This is a genomic window from Citrobacter europaeus (assembly GCA_020099315.1).
GTDB lineage: Bacteria > Pseudomonadota > Gammaproteobacteria > Enterobacterales > Enterobacteriaceae > Citrobacter > Citrobacter europaeus.
This window is the reverse complement of sequence record CP083650.1, coordinates 661,769-680,351: the sequence shown is the minus strand read 5'-3', so window position 1 is coordinate 680,351 and position 18,583 is coordinate 661,769. Positions and strand designations below refer to the sequence as shown.

The 18,583-nt window shown below is 54.0% G+C and carries 14 protein-coding genes and 1 riboswitch; of the genes, 10 read left to right on the top strand and 4 right to left on the bottom strand.

The window, feature by feature from the left end; genetic code table 11:
* Nucleotides 1–80 precede the first annotated feature (80 nt).
* Nucleotides 81–203, bottom strand: coding sequence for a glucose uptake inhibitor SgrT (locus LA337_03230; protein UBI16723.1), 123 nt, complete (start codon nt 201–203; stop codon nt 81–83).
* 99 nt (nt 204–302) lie between these two features.
* Here LA337_03230 and sgrR point away from each other — a divergent pair, with 99 nt between their 5' ends.
* From sgrR to thiQ, 4 genes are all read left to right on the top strand, one after another.
* Nucleotides 303–1,958: an HTH-type transcriptional regulator SgrR gene (sgrR, locus tag LA337_03225; GenBank protein UBI16722.1), complete on the top strand. Its 1,656-nt coding sequence runs from the start codon at nt 303–305 to the stop codon at nt 1,956–1,958.
* A gap of 33 nt (nt 1,959–1,991) precedes the next feature.
* A riboswitch (TPP riboswitch) is annotated at nt 1,992–2,116 on the top strand.
* A 31-nt stretch (nt 2,117–2,147) separates the two neighbouring features.
* The gene (thiB, locus tag LA337_03220; protein ID UBI16721.1) at nt 2,148–3,131 is read left to right on the top strand and encodes a thiamine ABC transporter substrate binding subunit; all 984 of its coding nucleotides are present in this window, start codon (nt 2,148–2,150) and stop codon (nt 3,129–3,131) included.
* Nucleotides 3,107–4,717, top strand: coding sequence for a thiamine/thiamine pyrophosphate ABC transporter permease ThiP (thiP, locus tag LA337_03215; GenBank protein UBI16720.1), 1,611 nt, complete (start codon nt 3,107–3,109; stop codon nt 4,715–4,717). The genes thiB and thiP overlap by 25 nt, the downstream gene beginning before the upstream one ends.
* Entirely contained in the window at nt 4,701–5,399 is a 699-nt protein-coding gene (gene thiQ, locus LA337_03210) for a thiamine ABC transporter ATP-binding protein ThiQ (GenBank protein UBI16719.1), read from the top strand. Before thiP ends, thiQ begins: the two co-directional genes overlap by 17 nt.
* A gap of 44 nt (nt 5,400–5,443) precedes the next feature.
* Here the strand turns inward: thiQ and LA337_03205 are convergent, their stop codons facing one another.
* The gene (locus LA337_03205; GenBank protein UBI16718.1) at nt 5,444–6,211 is read right to left on the bottom strand and encodes a DedA family protein; all 768 of its coding nucleotides are present in this window, start codon (nt 6,209–6,211) and stop codon (nt 5,444–5,446) included.
* Between the two features lie 119 nt (nt 6,212–6,330).
* The gene (gene araC / locus LA337_03200) at nt 6,331–7,176 is read right to left on the bottom strand and encodes an arabinose operon transcriptional regulator AraC (GenBank protein ID UBI16717.1); all 846 of its coding nucleotides are present in this window, start codon (nt 7,174–7,176) and stop codon (nt 6,331–6,333) included.
* A 339-nt stretch (nt 7,177–7,515) separates the two neighbouring features.
* Between araC and araB the strand changes: the two genes are divergently transcribed.
* From araB to araD, 3 genes are all read left to right on the top strand, one after another.
* Nucleotides 7,516–9,225 carry a ribulokinase gene (gene araB, locus LA337_03195; protein UBI16716.1) on the top strand — a complete coding sequence of 570 codons (1,710 nt, stop codon included), beginning with the start codon at nt 7,516–7,518 and terminating at the stop codon, nt 9,223–9,225.
* A 10-nt stretch (nt 9,226–9,235) separates the two neighbouring features.
* Entirely contained in the window at nt 9,236–10,738 is a 1,503-nt protein-coding gene (gene araA / locus LA337_03190; GenBank protein UBI16715.1) for an L-arabinose isomerase, read from the top strand.
* Between the two features lie 105 nt (nt 10,739–10,843).
* Nucleotides 10,844–11,539 (top strand): L-ribulose-5-phosphate 4-epimerase, encoded by a 696-nt coding sequence (araD, locus tag LA337_03185; GenBank protein ID UBI16714.1) that lies wholly within the window; start codon nt 10,844–10,846, stop codon nt 11,537–11,539.
* A 42-nt stretch (nt 11,540–11,581) separates the two neighbouring features.
* Here the strand turns inward: araD and LA337_03180 are convergent, their stop codons facing one another.
* Entirely contained in the window at nt 11,582–11,965 is a 384-nt protein-coding gene (locus LA337_03180; GenBank protein ID UBI16713.1) for a DUF4751 family protein, read from the bottom strand.
* Between the two features lie 525 nt (nt 11,966–12,490).
* Here LA337_03180 and LA337_03175 point away from each other — a divergent pair.
* From LA337_03175 to rapA, 3 genes are all read left to right on the top strand, one after another.
* A complete protein-coding gene (locus LA337_03175) occupies nt 12,491–13,102 on the top strand; it encodes a YdcF family protein (GenBank protein UBI16712.1) in 612 nt (203 codons plus the stop codon).
* Nucleotides 13,103–13,144: 42 nt separating this feature from the next.
* Complete coding sequence (polB, locus tag LA337_03170; GenBank protein ID UBI16711.1) at nt 13,145–15,496, top strand: DNA polymerase II; 2,352 nt, start codon at nt 13,145–13,147, stop codon at nt 15,494–15,496.
* A 177-nt stretch (nt 15,497–15,673) separates the two neighbouring features.
* Nucleotides 15,674–18,580: an RNA polymerase-associated protein RapA gene (rapA, locus tag LA337_03165; GenBank protein ID UBI16710.1), complete on the top strand. Its 2,907-nt coding sequence runs from the start codon at nt 15,674–15,676 to the stop codon at nt 18,578–18,580.
* Nucleotides 18,581–18,583: the final 3 nt, after the last annotated feature.

Below are 18,583 nucleotides of genomic sequence, written 5' to 3'. Positions count from 1 at the left end.
CCAGCAGAAAAAATCTGCTGGCGGGTGATTTTACACCAATACTCAGTCACACATGATGTCTGCAATTCCCAATTCAGGAGTCAGGCTGTCACCTCCCACTGCATCAGCTCTTCGAGCATCTTTAAGCGCTGCGGTGCGCTCAGGCAAGCCAACCAGGACGATTTTTCCGTCGCGGTAAAGTACTCCAACCAGAACTGACGCATAGATGACCCCTTCGTTGTCTCATCGCTTCATCGGAATCTATTATTGGCTTAATATAGGGATTATAAAATTGCTGAGTTTTCCGCAGGAGTTCCCCTTTTATGTCTTCTGGTCGTTTGCAACAACAGTTCATCCGTCTGTGGCAATGCTGCGACGGCAAAACGCAAGACACAACGCTTAACGAGCTGGCGGAGCTTCTGAGCTGCTCGCGCCGCCATATGCGTACGCTGCTTAATACCATGCAGGAACGTGGCTGGTTAACGTGGGAAGCCGAAGTTGGACGAGGTAAACGCTCGCGCCTGACATTCCTCTATACCGGGTTGGCGCTCCAGCAACAGCGGGCAGAAGACCTGCTGGAACAGGATCGCATCGATCAACTGGTGCAACTGGTCGGTGACAAAACGGCCGTACGGCAGATGCTGGTTTCCCACCTCGGCCGCAGTTTTCGCCAGGGTCGACACATCATGCGCGTTCTCTATTATCGTCCCATGCACAACCTGCTTCCGGGTACGGCATTGCGCCGCTCCGAAACCCATATCGCCCGGCAAATCTTCAGCGCCCTCATACGGGTAAATGAGGAAAATGGGGAACTGGAAGCGGACATCGCCCATCATTGGCAGCAGATTTCACCTTTACACTGGCGATTTTTCCTGCGCCCGGGGATCCATTTCCATCATGGCCGCGAACTGGAAATGGAAGATGTCATCGCCTCGCTGATGCGCATTAACGCTCTGCCGCTGTACTCACACATCACGCAAATCGTCTCGCCCACGGCCTGGACGTTGGATATCCATCTGTCCCAGCCTGACCGCTGGCTTCCCTGGTTATTGGGGCAAGTCCCCGCCATGATCCTGCCGCGAGAATGGGAAACGTTAAATAACTTCTCCAGTCACCCGATTGGCACTGGTCCATATGCGGTGATTCGCAATACCAATAATCAACTGAAGATTCACGCATTTGATGATTACTTTGGCTACCGGGCGCTGATCGACGAAGTTAACGTTTGGGTGCTGCCCGACATCGGCGAAGAGCCTGGCGGCGGGTTGACGCTAAAAGGCCCCACGGAGGATGAAAAGGCGATCGAGAGCCGTCTCGAAGAAGGCTGCTACTACCTGCTGTTTGATACGCGCACCCACCGTGGCGCTAATCAGGAGGTCCGCGAGTGGGCTAGCCGCGTTCTCTCGCCAACCCATTTAATCTGCCACGCCGACGAACAGTACCAGCGACTGTGGTTCCCCGCCTACGGTTTGCTTCCCCGCTGGCACCATGCCAGGCCCGGCCATGGTGAAAAACCAGCCGGACTGGAAACGCTGACTCTCACTTACTATCGCGATCACATCGAACACCGGATTATCGCGCAGATCATGAAAACGCTGCTGGCGGAACATCAGGTACAGTTGAATATTCAGGAGATCGACTACGATCAATGGCATGCGGGTGAAATAGTCAGTGATATCTGGCTCAACAGCGCCAACTTTACCCTACCGCTGGACTTCTCGTTGTTCGCGCATCTCTGCGAAGTCCCATTACTGCAAAACTGTATCTCGCGGGACTGGGAAAACGATGCCGCCCGCTGGCGAACGGGCGAAATGAGCCTGGCGGCATGGTGCCAACAACTGCTCGCCACAAAGGCCATTGTGCCGTTGATCCACCACTGGCTGATCATTCAGGGCCAGCGCAGTATGCGCGGGCTACGCATGAATACTCTAGGCTGGTTTGATTTTAAATCGGCGTGGTTTGCACCGCCGGATCCTTAATTGCTGCTGAGCAACAAAATCATTACACTAACGCCGTTCTCAACGGGGTGCTAAATAAAAAACATACACAAAATCATTCGATCTGCGTATGGGCTGAGAGATACCCGTCGAACCTGATCCGGATAATGCCGGCGAAGGGATTTGAGTCAGTTCCTCAAGTCCTTTGCCACCCAACTCTTGAGGTGCAAAGTGTTTAAAAAATGTCTTCCGCTTTTACTGCTGTGCGCAGCGCCTGCCTTCGCTAAACCGGTACTGACCGTCTACACCTACGACTCGTTCGCAGCTGACTGGGGCCCGGGCCCGACAATCAAAAAAGCCTTTGAAGCTGACTGCAACTGCGAGCTGAAACTGGTCGCGCTGGAAGATGGCGTCTCACTGCTTAACCGCCTGCGCATGGAAGGAAAAAACAGCAAGGCCGACGTCGTGCTGGGTCTGGATAACAACCTTCTGGAAGCCGCAACGCAAACCAAATTGTTCGCCAAAAGCGGTGTACCAGGTGACGCCGTTAACGTGCCCGGCGGCTGGAAAAACGATACCTTCGTTCCGTTTGACTACGGCTATTTCGCCTTCGTTTACGATAAGAACAAGCTGAAGAATCCGCCCAAAAGTCTGAAAGAACTGGTAGAAAGCGACCAGAAATGGCGCGTCATTTATCAGGATCCGCGCACCAGCACGCCTGGTCTGGGTCTGCTGCTATGGATGCAGAAAGTCTATGGCGATAAAGCGCCAGAGGCGTGGCAGAAACTGGCAGCCAAAACCGTCACCGTCACCAAGGGATGGAGCGAAGCCTACGGCCTGTTCCTGAAAGGTGAAAGCGATCTGGTGCTCAGTTACACCACCTCTCCGGCCTATCACATCATCGCCGAGAAAAAAGGCAACTACGCCGCAGCCGACTTTAGCGAGGGCCATTATTTGCAGGTGGAAGTCGCCGCCCGTACCGCGGCCAGCAAGCAGCCGGAACTGGCCGAGAAATTCCTGAAGTTTATGGTGTCTCCAGCATTCCAGAATGCAATTCCGACCGGCAACTGGATGTATCCGGTAACGCAGGTCGCCCTGCCGCCAGGATTCGAGCAACTGAATAAACCAGCCACCGCGCTGGAATTTACGCCGCAGCAGGTTGCAGCTCAACGCCAGGTATGGATTAGCGAATGGCAACGCGCCGTCAGCCGTTAATTCCCGGCTGGCTGGTTCCAGGGCTTACCGCCGCCACGCTGATGGTGGCCGTTGCCCTGGCCGCGTTTCTGGCACTGTGGTTTAACGCCCCGCAGGGAGAATGGATCTCGCTGTGGCAGGACGACTACCTGTGGCACGTGGTGCTCTTTTCTTTCTGGCAGGCTTTTTTATCCGCAGTGCTGTCGGTCATCCCGGCGATTTTCCTGGCCAGAGCGCTCTATCGTCGTCGTTTTCCTGGACGTCTGGCGCTGCTGCGCCTGTGCGCGATGACGTTAATCCTGCCAGTGCTGGTGGCGGTCTTCGGTATTCTTAGCGTCTATGGTCGTCAGGGCTGGCTGGCCTCGCTCTGGCATACATTGGGGCTGGAATGGACCTTTTCGCCATACGGTTTACAGGGCATTCTGCTGGCGCACGTCTTTTTCAATCTGCCGATGGCCAGTCGTCTGCTGTTGCAATCACTGGAAAATATTCCCGGCGAACAACGACAGTTAGCCGCTCAGTTGGGTATGCGCGGCTGGCATTTCTTCCGCTTTGTTGAATGGCCATGGCTACGCCGTCAGATCCTTCCCGTTGCGGCGCTCATCTTTATGCTCTGTTTCGCCAGCTTCGCCACCGTTTTGTCGCTGGGCGGCGGGCCGCAGGCCACCACCATCGAGCTGGCGATTTATCAGGCGCTTAACTTTGATTACGATCCCGGTCGTGCAGCCATGCTGGCGTTGATCCAGATGGTTTGTTGTTTAGCGCTGGTACTGCTCAGCCAACGTCTGAGCCGCGCTATTGCTCCCGGCACCACGCTGGTTCAGGGCTGGCGCGATCCCGACGATCGTTTGCACAGCCGCCTGACAGACGCTCTGCTGATTATTCTGGCCCTGCTGCTGTTGTTGCCGCCGCTGCTGGCGGTGATTGTCGATGGCTTTAACCGCCATATGCTGGATGTTCTTAGGCAACCTGTACTGTGGCAGGCGCTGGGAACCTCGCTGCGCATTGCGCTGGCGGCAGGAGCGTTGTGCATTGTACTCACCATGATGCTGTTATGGAGCAGCCGTGAACTACGTGCCCGACAGCAGGTGCTGGCAGGTCAAATGCTGGAGCTGAGCGGCATGATGATCCTCGCCATGCCGGGTATCGTGCTAGCTACCGGCTTCTTTCTGCTGCTCAATAATACTATTGGGCTCCCCGAATCTGCCGACGGCATTGTCATTTTTACCAATGCGCTGATGGCGATCCCTTACGCGCTGAAAGTGCTGGAAAACCCAATGCGTGACGTCACTGCGCGCTACAGTATGTTGTGCCAGTCGTTGGGAATAGAGGGATGGTCGCGCCTGAAAGTGGTTGAACTGCGCGCCCTGAAGCGTCCGCTAGCGCAGGCGATGGCTTTTGCCTGCGTGCTGTCGATTGGCGATTTTGGCGTGGTGGCGTTATTTGGTAATGAGGATTTCCGCACCCTGCCGTTTTATTTATATCAGCAGATTGGCTCTTATCGCAGTCAGGATGGCGCGGTTACGGCGTTATTACTGCTGATCCTGTGCTTTACGCTGTTTACCGTTATTGAAAAATTGCCGGGTCGAAATGTTAAAACTGATTGATATCACATGGCTTTATCACCATTTGCCCATGCGCTTTACGCTGTCGGTCACGCGCGGCGAGCAGGTAGCGGTCCTCGGGCCCAGCGGCGCCGGGAAAAGTACGTTGCTGAATCTGATTGCCGGCTTTCTCACGCCAGCCAGCGGCACGATGATGATTGAAGGTGAAGATCACACCGCCACGCCGCCATCACGCCGCCCCGTTTCCATGCTGTTTCAGGAAAATAACCTGTTCAGCCACCTGAGCGTGCAGCAAAACATTGGCCTGGGCCTTAATCCGGGATTGAAGCTGAACGCGCTTCAGCGGGAGAAAATGCGCCACATCGCCCAGCAAATGGGGATCGACTCTCTGCTGGAGCGCCTCCCCGGTGAGCTTTCCGGCGGACAGCGACAACGCGTGGCGTTGGCGCGTTGCCTGGTGCGAGAACAACCCATTTTGCTGCTCGATGAACCGTTCTCTGCGCTCGATCCTGCGCTGCGCCAGGAGATGCTAACGCTGGTCGCCGAGGTCTGTCGCGAGAAACAGCTTACATTGCTGATGGTTTCTCACAGCGTAGAAGATGCGGCGCGAATTGCGCCCCGATCGGTTGTGGTCGCCGACGGGCGCATCGCCTGGCAGGGCGAAACGGATGAGTTATTACGCGGTCAGGTCAGCGCCTCGGCGCTGCTGGGCATTAAAGCATAGTGCGTTGCCGGATAAGGCGAAGCCGCCATCCGGCAAAAGATTCGTCAGTAACCCACAACCTTACGCAGAATATCGATATACACCGGCATCAGCGGATGACGCAGTAACGCCACCAGCGCGACCACGCCGATCCCGAGCGTCAACGGCGCCAGATACAGCAAACGGCTGCGGGGGAAATACGCGGTTAGGCGATCGACAGCCGCTTTGCCACTGCGCCACAGCCGCCAGCACAGCCAACCCCCCACCCATAGCAGCAGCGCCGTCCCCAGCAGCAACCATTTGAAATCTCCGCTCTGCATATCAGAAGGAATATCGATTGCCGCCCCCGCCAGGATCCCCGGCAAGAAGTAGAACGGTGGCCACAGGATGCAGCCAATAATGTTCGGGACGATAAATTTAGCGACAGGCAGATCCAGCATGCCCGCCACCATTGGCACCAGCGGACGCGTCGGCCCGACAAAACGGCCCACCAAAATAGTAAACATGCTGTGCTGATGCAGCGCGTGCTCGGTTTTATCCAGCAACGCCTTGTTCTTTTTCATAAACGACCAACGGTGCAGCGGCTTTTTAAAGCGCCAACCCAACCAGAAGGAGATCCAGTCCCCCAACAGGCAACCAATGATGCCCGCAAGCCAGGCATGCCAGAAGTTCAGTTCGCCGCTGCCAATCAGCGCCCCCAGCCCCGCCATCATCACGGTCCCGGGCAGAATCAGGCCAACCAGCGCCAGCGACTCCAAAAAGGCCACCAGAAGTACGGCGATCAGAGAGTACAGGGCGGACTGGAGAATAAAGTGTTCAAGCAATGCTTGCATAATGTGTCCGTCAGATTTACGAATCAGGGATTTTGATAACCCTTCTCAACTTCGTCAAGCCATCAATTGTCTGAATAGATTGCGAGTTATGACAACTGTCAGGACACATCATTCACTTTTTATTCACATCCAGCGCGAAACTCGCTCGGGCTGGCGCCGGTACATTTTTTGAAAACACGAGAAAAATAGAGCTGATCGTCAAAGCCAACATTGCGCCCGACGGTGGCGATCGGCATACGTGTGGTACTCAGCAATAGCTTTGCCTGGCTGATGCGCTGATCCTCACGCCAGCTTAATACGCTAATTCCAAGCTGTTGGCGGAAGAGATGCGACAAGCGGGAGGGCGACAGGCAGACATGCTGCGCGACGCTGGCGATGTCAAAATTACTGTCCGCCAGGTGATCGCTGATGTACTGGCAGGCATCGCGTACGCGGTTGTCCATGGGCGGGTGCAGCGATTCGTTAATAGCTTCCATCCGTCGCAGCAATAACTGCTCCAGTAAATTAATCGCTAACAGTTCGGAATAGCGGCCTTCTCCCTGCCCGGCGTTGATTATCTGCCCAAACAGTTCATTAAAATGCGGCTGATGCGCTTCATCCGGACGAAAGAAACCGGTCTGGGCAAAAATGGCCGGCCAGGCCAGCCACTCCTGCCAGTAAGCGCGCGGGCGAAAGTAAACCCACTGGTGATACCATTCGCTGGCGTCAGGATGACGTCCATAATGGTGAATTTCTCCAGGTGGAAATAGCAAAATATCACCAGGCCGGCAGACAAACTGCTTGCCCTGATTATTAATAACCCCTTCGCCACGGATGGTGAGATTGAGGATATAACCCTTCATCCCCAGCGGTCTGTCGATAAAAAAATCCAGGTACCCGTTTGCCTCAATGGGGGTTAATCCGGCCACCAAATGCGCGTTAAACGAATAGCCTGGCAGCAAGGGATCGTTTTGCGTTTCAGCCATAATTTCAATACTCCCTATATTCTGCTAAGAAACAATTTGTCCATATAACGCCAGACATCATCGGCGTCGCCCCTGCGTGCCGCAGTGTTTGCGGTAATGGACCATCAACCCCGCTTGTGAAAAGCAATTTGTAAAAAACATGTACTGGGCCAACGTCAAAATCAGCTAACAAAAGTGTCTATAACTACGGCAGAAATGTCCACATTGATTATTTGCACAGCGTCACACTTTGTGATCCCACAGCATTTTAGTCCATAAGATTAGCGGATCCTGCCTGACGGTTTTTATCCCCACTCACTACTGTTTATCCATACCCGTATTTTTGGATGGAGTAAGACGATGGCGATTGCAATTGGCCTCGATTTTGGCAGTGATTCAGTACGCGCATTGGCAGTGGAATGTGCCACCGGTGAAGAAATCGCCACCAGCGTAGAGTGGTACCCACGTTGGCAGCAAGGGCAGTATTGCGACGGCCCGAACAACCAGTTTCGCCATCATCCGCGCGACTACATTGAATCCATGGAAGCGGCGCTGAAAACCGTACTGGCCGAACTGAGCGCGGAACAACGCGCGGAAGTGGTCGGCATTGGCGTTGACAGTACCGGTTCAACCCCGGCCCCCATCGATGCCGACGGCAACGTACTGGCGCTGCGTCCGGAGTTCGCGGAAAACCCAAATGCAATGTTTGTTCTGTGGAAAGATCACACCTCAGTAGAAGAAGCTGAAGAAATCACCCGCCTGTGCCACACGCCGGGCAAGAGCGATTACTCCCGCTATATCGGCGGTATTTATTCCAGTGAATGGTTCTGGGCCAAAATCCTGCATGTGACTCGCCAGGACCATGCGGTTGCCGAAGCTGCGGTCTCGTGGATTGAGCTATGCGACTGGGTTCCGGCCCTGCTCTCCAACACCGTACGCCCGCAGGATATTCGCCGCGGTCGCTGCAGCGCCGGGCATAAATCCCTGTGGCATGAAAGCTGGGGCGGTCTGCCGCCAGCCAGCTTCTTTGACGAACTTGACCCCATCCTCAACCGCCATCTGCAATACCCAATGTTTACCGATACCTTCACGGCCGACCTGCCGGTTGGCACCCTGTGCGCCGAGTGGGCACAGCGTCTGGGGTTAGCGGAAAGCGTGGTGATTGCCGGCGGCGCTTTTGACTGCCATATGGGTGCGGTCGGCGCGGGCGCACAGCCCAATACGCTGGTGAAAGTCATCGGCACGTCGACCTGCGACATTCTGATTGCCGACAAGCACAGCGTCGGCGAGCGCGCGGTGAAAGGCATTTGCGGCCAGGTTGATGGCAGCGTGGTGCCGCATTTTATTGGCCTCGAGGCAGGTCAGTCTGCATTCGGCGATATTTATGCCTGGTTTAGCCGCGTGCTGAGCTGGCCGCTGGAACAGCTTGCCGCGCAACACCCGGAGCTGCAGTCCCAGATTAAAGCCAGCCAAAAACAGCTGCTGCCAGCGCTAACCGAGGCCTGGGCGAAAAATCCATCGCTTGATCATCTGCCGGTAGTGCTCGACTGGTTCAACGGTCGACGTACGCCCAATGCCAATCAGCGTCTGAAAGGTGTAATCACCGATCTGAATCTGGCAACCGACGCGCCGGCGCTGTTCGGTGGTCTGATTGCCGCCACAGCCTTTGGCGCACGCGCCATCATGGAATGCTTCACCGAACAAGGCATTGCGGTTAACAACGTCATGGCGCTTGGCGGTATCGCGCGTAAAAACCCGGTCATCATGCAGGCCTGCTGTGACGTGCTAAACCGTCCGCTGCAGATTGTCGCTTCAGACCAGTGCTGTGCGCTCGGTGCGGCTATCTTCGCCGCTGTTGCCGCGCAGGTCCATGCAGACATTCCAGCCGCCCAGCAGCACATGGCAAGTGCAGTAGAAAAGACGATGCAACCTCGTCCAGAACAGGCTCAACGCTTTGAACAGCTTTACCGCCGCTACCAGCTGTGGGCGGTAAGCGCTGAACAACAGTACCTTCCGACTGCCGCACCGGCGCAGCAAGCCCCGGTAGACCTGGCAACCCTGACTCATTAAGGACACGACAATGACAATTTTTGATAACTATGAAGTGTGGTTTGTGATTGGTAGCCAGCATCTGTATGGCCCGGAAACACTGCGTCAGGTAACCCAACATGCCGAGCACGTTGTTAACGCACTGAATACTGAAGCTAAACTGCCCTGCAAACTGGTATTAAAACCGCTGGGTACTTCACCTGACGAAATTACCGCTATCTGTCGTGATGCCAACTATGACGATCGCTGCGCAGGCCTGGTGGTCTGGCTGCATACCTTCTCCCCGGCCAAAATGTGGATTAACGGTCTGACTATCCTCAACAAACCGCTGATGCAGTTCCACACCCAGTTCAACGCCGCCCTGCCGTGGGACAGCATTGATATGGACTTTATGAACCTGAACCAGACCGCACACGGCGGTCGCGAGTTCGGCTTCATCGGGGCGCGTATGCGTCAGCAGCATGCCGTGGTCACTGGTCACTGGCAGGATAAACAAGCGCACGAACGCATTGGCTCCTGGATGCGCCAGGCCGTGTCCAAACAGGATACCCGCCATCTGAAAGTCTGCCGTTTTGGCGACAATATGCGCGAAGTTGCGGTCACCGATGGCGATAAAGTCGCTGCGCAGATCAAGTTCGGCTTCTCGGTAAATACCTGGGCCGTAGGCGATCTGGTGCAGGTAGTGAACGCAATTAGCGATGGCGAAATCAACGCGCTAATCGATGAATATGAAAGCACCTACACCATGACGGCGGCGACGCAAGTCCACGGTGAAAAGCGTCAAAACGTACTGGAAGCGGCCCGTATTGAGCTGGGGATGAAGCGCTTCCTGGAACAGGGCGGATTCCACGCCTTCACCACCACATTTGAAGATTTGCACGGCCTGAAACAGCTTCCGGGTCTGGCCGTACAGCGTCTGATGCAGCAAGGCTACGGCTTTGCGGGCGAAGGCGACTGGAAAACCGCCGCTCTGCTTCGCATCATGAAGGTGATGTCAACCGGTCTGCAGGGCGGCACCTCATTTATGGAGGATTACACCTACCACTTCGAGAAAGGTAACGATCTGGTGCTCGGTTCGCACATGCTGGAAGTGTGCCCGACCATCGCGGTGGAAGAGAAACCGATCCTCGACGTACAGCATCTCGGCATTGGTGGTAAAGACGATCCTGCACGTCTGATCTTCAACACCCAAACCGGTCCGGCAGTGGTTGCCAGCCTGATCGATCTCGGCGATCGTTTTCGCCTGCTGGTTAACTGCATCGACACGGTGCAAACGCCGCACTCCCTGCCGAAACTGCCGGTGGCTAACGCGCTGTGGAAGGCACAGCCGGATCTGCCAACCGCATCTGAAGCCTGGATCCTCGCCGGTGGCGCGCACCACACCGTGTTCAGCCACGCGCTGGATCTGAACGATATGCGCCAGTTCGCTGAAATGCACGATATCGAGATCGCAGTGATCGACAACGATACCCGTCTGCCGGCCTTTAAGGACGCACTGCGCTGGAACGAAGTGTATTACGGCTTCAAACGTTAACAACTGCCGGTTGGCGGCGTAGACACCTTATCCGGCCTACAGGGCTGTGCGATTTGTAGGCCGGATAAGCGTAGCGCCATCCGGCAAGATTCATCGGAGAGCATCATGTTAGAAGATCTCAAACGTCAGGTACTGGAAGCCAATCTGGCGTTACCTAAGCACAATCTGGTCACCCTGACCTGGGGGAACGTCAGCGCTGTCGATCGCGATCGCGGCGTGTTTGTGATCAAACCTTCCGGGGTCGATTACAGCGTAATGACCGCAGAAGATATGGTCGTCGTCAGTATCGCTACCGGTGAAGTTGTAGAAGGTACGAAGAAACCCTCTTCCGATACCCCGACGCACCGTCTGCTGTATCAGGCATTCCCAACCATTGGCGGTATTGTTCATACTCATTCACGCCATGCAACCATCTGGGCGCAGGCCGGTCAGTCGATTCCGGCCACGGGTACCACCCATGCGGATTATTTCTACGGTTCTATTCCCTGCACGCGGAAAATGACCGAGGACGAAATCAACGGCGAATATGAGTGGGAAACCGGTAACGTGATCGTTGAAACCTTTGAGAAACAAGGCATTGACGCTTCGCAGATGCCTGGCGTGCTGGTGCATTCTCACGGTCCGTTTGCCTGGGGAAAAAATGCCGAGGATGCGGTGCATAACGCCATTGTGCTGGAAGAAGTCGCCTATATGGGGATCTTCTGCCGTCAACTCGCGCCACAGTTGCCGGATATGCAACAAACCCTGCTGGATAAACACTACCTGCGCAAACACGGCGCAAAAGCCTACTATGGGCAGTGAAATTAATACAAGCGCGCCCGGAAAGAGTGGCGCGCTTTCTTTTTATTCCGTTATATATTCTGCAAACGAACTGCGATACATACAATTATTAGCACAAACGTATTTAATCACGTTATCATAATGTCCCAGAGTATCCTCCCCATCCAGTGAATGAAAGAAAATATAATCTGCAATTGTTGATTGCCAGCGTTGTCCGTTCAATAAATAATTAATAACCGTATCACGATGCCCATTTATTCTGTCATGTCCTTGCCAGTGAAAAAAAGCATTCCCTCGTTCAATAACCTCAGTACGCCAGATTTGCCCTGACCACGTTCTATACTCAATGTATCGACTTACCGACTTAATTGTAGGATTAGATAACTGAGTATTCACGAAGAGATAGTGATCATATCCTACCTGTAACGCCTGAGTATAAACATTCATAATACCTCTCCATCATACAACACACCCAAGCTATTGATATAAAACACTCGAGCTATCAGATGAATAAAATTATATTAAGCGATAAAAATCAAATTATACAGAGAGATATTCCCGACGAAATCGAACTGAAAATCCGTTTTTATCCAGACAATAGCAAGCCATATAAATATATTATATTCAACCTGATAACCCGAATGTTTCGATTAAAATAGTTACACTAACCATGAATAAAAACAAATAAAAATAGGGACAATTTTCTCTGAACCGAGGGATAAGTAACAAAACTGGATGAGCACAATTCCGAAAATGACATAAAAATCCTGATGCGGACTTCCAACTTATGAAAAATACATAATCGAATCACAATAACATAAAAAAACGTCTCAATCATGTGAATAGAATAACTTTCCAGCGTTACTTTAATTAACCATATTCACAAATAAAATATAACTACAGCTTTTACGCAATTGACCGTTATGCTGGTAAAATAGTGTTCGTTTTTTTAACGGTGCGCGGGTATTACCCATGAAATTTCAACGCATAATCACGTTGTCCTTCACTATGTTTACCGCAGTGATAGCTCACAACGCATTCTCCATTTACCAGTTCAGCCATGAAGATCACACGCGAAAGGCGGATTGCGCAATCGTAGCAGGTGCTGGTGTTAACGGAGATCGCCCTTCCCTGGTCTTTCAGGCAAGACTGGATCATGCTGTCTGGCTTTACCAACATAAATTAGTTAATGCACTGGTACTCACCGGCGGTTACAGCGCTGGGGCTTCCACTTCCGATGCCTCGATAGCCCGTCAATATGTAATGGCACAAGGCATCCCTGCAAACGTCATTTTTCTTGAAGAACGTTCTACGGTAACTCGCGAAAACATCCGCTATGCGCAAAAAATACTGAAGCATCAACACTGGCAAACGGCATTGCTAGTCAGCGATCCGTTGCATATGTTGCGATTACAAACAATTGCAAGAGATAACGGAATTAACAGTTGGTCATCGCCCACGCCTTCAACCCGTTATCAATCCTGGTGGTTGCAAACGCGCTTTTTACTTAGGGAATCAGTTTACTACAGCGGATACCATCTTATACGCCTCATACCTGTACAAAATAACAGTACAATCATGTAAACCAGGCTATAATAATGCCTGGTTTTTTAATGGATACGCAGCGTGGCGCAGGCAGGCTTTATTTTAACCCGGCACTGGCGGGACACCCCGCAGGGAACTGAGGTCTCATTCTGGCTGGCTACAGACGACGGGCCGCTGCAAGTCACGCTCGCGCCTCAGGAGTCGGTGGCGTTTATTCCTGGCAGTCAGGTTCCTCGCGTAACATCATTATTACGCACTGAAAACGGCTATCGCCTGACGCCGCTTCAGTTGCAAGACTTCCACCGCCAGTCCGTTTCCGGCCTGTATTGCCGCTCACATCGCCAGCTTATGCGCCTGGAAAAACTGCTGCGCGAAAACGCGGTTACTGTCTATGAGGCTGACGTGCGCCCGCCGGAGCGGTATCTGATGGAGCGCTTTATCACGTCCCCTGTTTGGGTTGAAGGCGACAGACATAATGGCACGCTGGTTAATGCCCGGCTGAAGCCGAACCCGGATTATCGACCGCCGCTGAAATGGGTATCGCTGGATATCGAAACCACGCGCCACGGCGAACTCTACTGTATCGGTCTTGAAGGCTGTGGGCAGCGTATTGTCTACATGCTCGGCCCGGAAAACGGCGACGCCTCAGCGCTGGATTTTGAACTCGAGTACGTCGCAAGCCGCCCGCTGTTGCTGGAAAAACTTAACGACTGGATTGCCCGTCACGATCCCGATGTGATAATCGGCTGGAACGTCGTGCAATTCGATTTACGCGTCCTGCAAAAGCATGCCGAACGTTACCGTATTCCTCTGCGTTTTGGTCGTGATCATAGCGAGCTGGAGTGGCGCGAGCATGGCTTCAAAAACGGCGTGTTTTTCGCACAGGCTAAAGGCCGCCTGATTATCGACGGCATCGAGGCGCTCAAATCCGCATTCTGGAATTTCTCGTCATTTTCGCTGGAGACGGTGTCGCAGGAGCTGCTGGGCGAAGGGAAGTCAATTGATAATCCCTGGGACAGGATGGACGAAATCGATCGCCGGTTTGCCCAGGATAAGCCCGCGCTCGCTACCTATAATCTCAAAGACTGTGAACTGGTCACGCGTATTTTTCATAAAACCGAGATCATGCCATTCCTACTGGAACGATCGACGGTCAATGGCCTGCCGGTCGACCGGCACGGCGGCTCCGTTGCCGCCTTCGGCCATCTCTACCTGCCGCGAATGCATCGGGCGGGTTACGTGGCGCCAAATCTGGGGGAGGTTCCCGCGCACGCCAGCCCCGGCGGCTACGTAATGGACTCACGCCCGGGTTTGTACGACTCCGTACTGGTGCTGGATTACAAAAGTTTGTATCCGTCAATTATCCGTACATTTTTGATCGATCCGGTGGGACTTATTGAAGGGATGGCGCATCCGGATCCGGAGCACAGCACCGAAGGATTCCTTGACGCCTGGTTCTCACGCGAAAAACATTGCCTGCCGGAAATCGTTACCCAGATCTGGCATGGGCGCGATGAAGCCAAACGCCATGGCAATAAACCGCTCTCGCAGGCGCTGAAAATCATCATGAACGCATTTTACGGCGTGCTTGGCACCACCGCCTGCCGTTTTTTCGACCCGAGGCTGGCTTCGTCTATCACCATGCGCGGTCACGCGATCATGCGTCAGACCAAAGCGCTGATTGAAGCTCAGGGTTACGACGTTATCTATGGCGATACCGACTCGACCTTTGTCTGGCTTAAAAAGGCGCACTCAGAAGAGGATGCCGCCCGGATTGGCCGTGAGCTGGTGAGCTATGTCAACGACTGGTGGGCGCAGTCGCTGAAGCAACAAAACCTGACCAGCGCGCTGGAACTGGAATTTGAAACCCACTTTTGCCGCTTTCTGATGCCAACCATTCGCGGTGCAGATACCGGCAGCAAAAAACGCTACGCCGGGATGATTCAGGCGGGCGCTGAGCAGCGCATGGTGTTTAAGGGGCTGGAAACGGTACGAACCGACTGGACACCGCTGGCCCAGCAGTTTCAGCAGGAGTTGTACCTGCGAATTTTTCGTAACCAGCCCTATCAGGAGTTCGTTCGCGAGACTATCGACCGTCTGATGGCGGGTGAACTGGATGAACAACTGGTGTACCGTAAGCGTCTGCGCCGCCCGTTGAGCGAATACCAGCGCAATGTTCCGCCACACGTGCGCGCTGCGCGGCTAGCCGATGAGCAGAATGTCAAACTGGGGCGTCCACCGCAGTATCAGAATCGCGGTACGATTAAATATGTCTGGACGATTAATGGTCCAGAACCTGTTGATTATCAGCAGTCTGCTCTCGATTATGAGCATTATCTGACCCGTCAGATCCAGCCGGTCGCCGAGGGAATTCTTCCCTTTATTGACGATAATTTTGCTACACTACTCACAGGACAACTGGGGTTATTTTGACGCGTGACGAAACCGCCGCCATCCAGTACCATAGCGCCCTTTCCATTCCTGGACCCATTTAACACCACTACCACTGATTTATTAGCCTGGTAGCGGGGTCGTATGCTCTCAATAACGGGGATTAGCCCGGAAAATGACGAGTATTGCCTGCAATTAAAGATATAGAGCCGAACATATATGCCTTTTACACTTGGTCAACGCTGGATCAGCGATACAGAAAGCGAATTGGGACTTGGTACTGTTGTCGCCATGGATGCGCGAACCGTCACTTTACTTTTCTCATCGACGGGCGAAAACCGTCTGTATGCGCGCAGTGATTCCCCCGTGACCCGCGTGATGTTCAATCCTGGTGATACGATAACGAGCCATGAAGGCTGGCAACTGCATGTCGATGAAGTAAAAGAAGAAAACGGCCTGCTTGCCTATATCGGAACCCGCCTTGATACAGAAGAAACCGGTGTAACGCTGCGTGAAGTGCTGCTCGACAGCAAACTGGTATTCAGCAAACCGCAGGATCGCCTGTTTGCCGGTCAGATTGACCGTATGGATCGCTTTGCGCTGCGCTATCGCGCGCGTAAATTTCAGAGCGAACAGTACCGTATGCCGTGGAGTGGTTTGCGTGGTCAACGTACCAGCCTTATCCCCCACCAGCTCAACATTGCCCATGATGTTGGCCGCCGCCATGCTCCTCGCGTTCTGCTGGCTGATGAAGTTGGTTTAGGTAAAACCATTGAAGCCGGGATGATATTGCATCAACAGCTACTTTCCGGCTCTGCAGAACGCGTGCTGATCATCGTCCCGGAGACGCTACAGCACCAGTGGCTGGTCGAAATGCTGCGCCGTTTCAACCTGCGCTTTGCGCTGTTCGATGATGAGCGTTATGCAGAGGCGCAGCACGACGCCTACAACCCGTTTGAAACCGAACAGTTGGTTATCTGTTCGCTGGACTTTGCCCGTCGCAGTAAACAGCGTCTGGAGCACCTGTGTGACGCCGAATGGGATCTGCTGATCGTCGATGAAGCCCACCACCTGGTGTGGAGCGAAGACGCGCCCAGCCGTGAATATATGGCCGTTGAACAACTGGCAGAGCGCGTGCCGGGTATCCTGTTGCTGACCGCAACGCCTGAACAGCTGGGCCTGGAAAGCCACTTTGCACGCCTGCGCCTGCTGGATCCAAACCGTTTCCACGATTTCGCCCAGTTTGTTGAAGAACAGAAAAACTACCGTCCGGTCGCCGACGCCGTCGCCATGCTGCTGGCCGGCAACAAGCTGAGCAACAATGAGCTGAACATGTTAGGCGACATGATTGGCGAACAGGACATTGAGCCGTTATTGCAGGCGGCAAACAGCGACAGCGAAGACGCCCAGAGCGCACGCCAGGAACTGGTTTCGATGCTAATGGACCGCCACGGTACCAGCCGCGTGCTGTTCCGTAATACCCGTAACGGTGTGAAAGGCTTTCCGAAACGCGAACTGCATACCATCAAATTACCGTTGCCAACCCAATACCAGACGGCGATTAAGGTCTCCGGCATTATGGGCGCGCGTAAGAGTGCGGAAGACCGGGCGCGCGACATGCTCTACCCGGAACAGATTTATCAGGAGTTCGAAGGCGACACTGGCACCTGGTGGAACTTTGACCCACGCGTGGAATGGCTGATGGGCTACCTGACCAGCCACCGCTCGCAAAAAGTACTGGTCATCTGCGCGAAAGCCACCACCGCGCTTCAACTGGAGCAGGTACTGCGCGAGCGTGAAGGTATCCGCGCCGCCGTGTTCCATGAAGGGATGTCGATCATTGAACGTGACCGCGCGGCGGCCTGGTTTAGCGAAGAAGATAGCGGCGCCCAGGTGATGCTGTGCTCTGAAATCGGCTCCGAGGGACGTAACTTCCAGTTCGCCAGCAATCTGGTGATGTTTGATCTGCCGTTCAACCCGGACCTGCTGGAACAGCGTATTGGCCGTCTGGACCGTATTGGTCAGGCGCATGATATCCAGATCCACGTTCCATACCTGGAAAAAACCGCGCAATCCGTGCTGGTGCGCTGGTACCACGAAGGTCTGGATGCGTTCGAACACACCTGTCCGACCGGACGCACCATCTATGACACAGTCTATAACAATCTAATCGGCTACCTGGCTGAGCCAGAAAACACCGATGGCTTTGACGATCTGATCAAGACCTGCCGCGAACAGCATGACGCGCTGAAAGCACAGCTGGAGCAAGGGCGCGATCGCCTGCTGGAGATCCATTCGAACGGCGGCGAAAAAGCTCAACGGCTTGCTGAAAGTATTGAAGAGCAGGACGACGATACCAGTCTGATCGCCTTCGCGATGAACCTGTTTGATATCGTTGGTATTAATCAGGATGACCGTGGCGACAATTTGATCGTGCTCACACCGTCCGATCATATGCTGGTGCCAGATTTCCCTGGGCTGCCGGAAGATGGTTGCACCATTACGTTTGAGCGCGATGTCGCTCTGTCGCGTGAAGACGCGCAGTTTATTACCTGGGAACATCCGTTGATCCGTAATGGTCTGGATCTGATCCTCTCCGGCGACACCGGTAGCAGCACCATTTCGTTGTTGAAAAACAAAGCGTTACCGGTCGGTACTCTGCTGGTTGAACTGGTCTACGTTGTGGAAGCGCAAGCGCCGAAACAGCTGCAGTTAAACCGTTTCCTGCCGCCAACGCCGGTACGTATGCTGCTGGACAAAAACGGCAATAACCTTGCCGCGCAGGTTGAATTCGAAACCTTTAACCGTCAGCTCAGCGCCGTTAACCGCCATACCGGTAGCAAACTGGTCAACGCCGTCCAGCAGGATGTTCATGCCATTCTGCAGCTCGGCGAAGCGCAGGTGGAAAAATCGGCCCGCGCGTTGATCGACGCGGCGCGTAAAGAAGCGGACGAGAAGCTGACGGCAGAACTCTCCCGTCTGGAAGCGCTGCGCGCCGTTAACCCGAATATCCGTGATGACGAACTCAGCGCAATTGAAAGCAACCGTCAACAGGTGATGGAAAGCCTGGATCAGGCAGGCTGGCGTCTGGATGCCCTGCGCCTGATCGTCGTGACGCATCAGTAACGG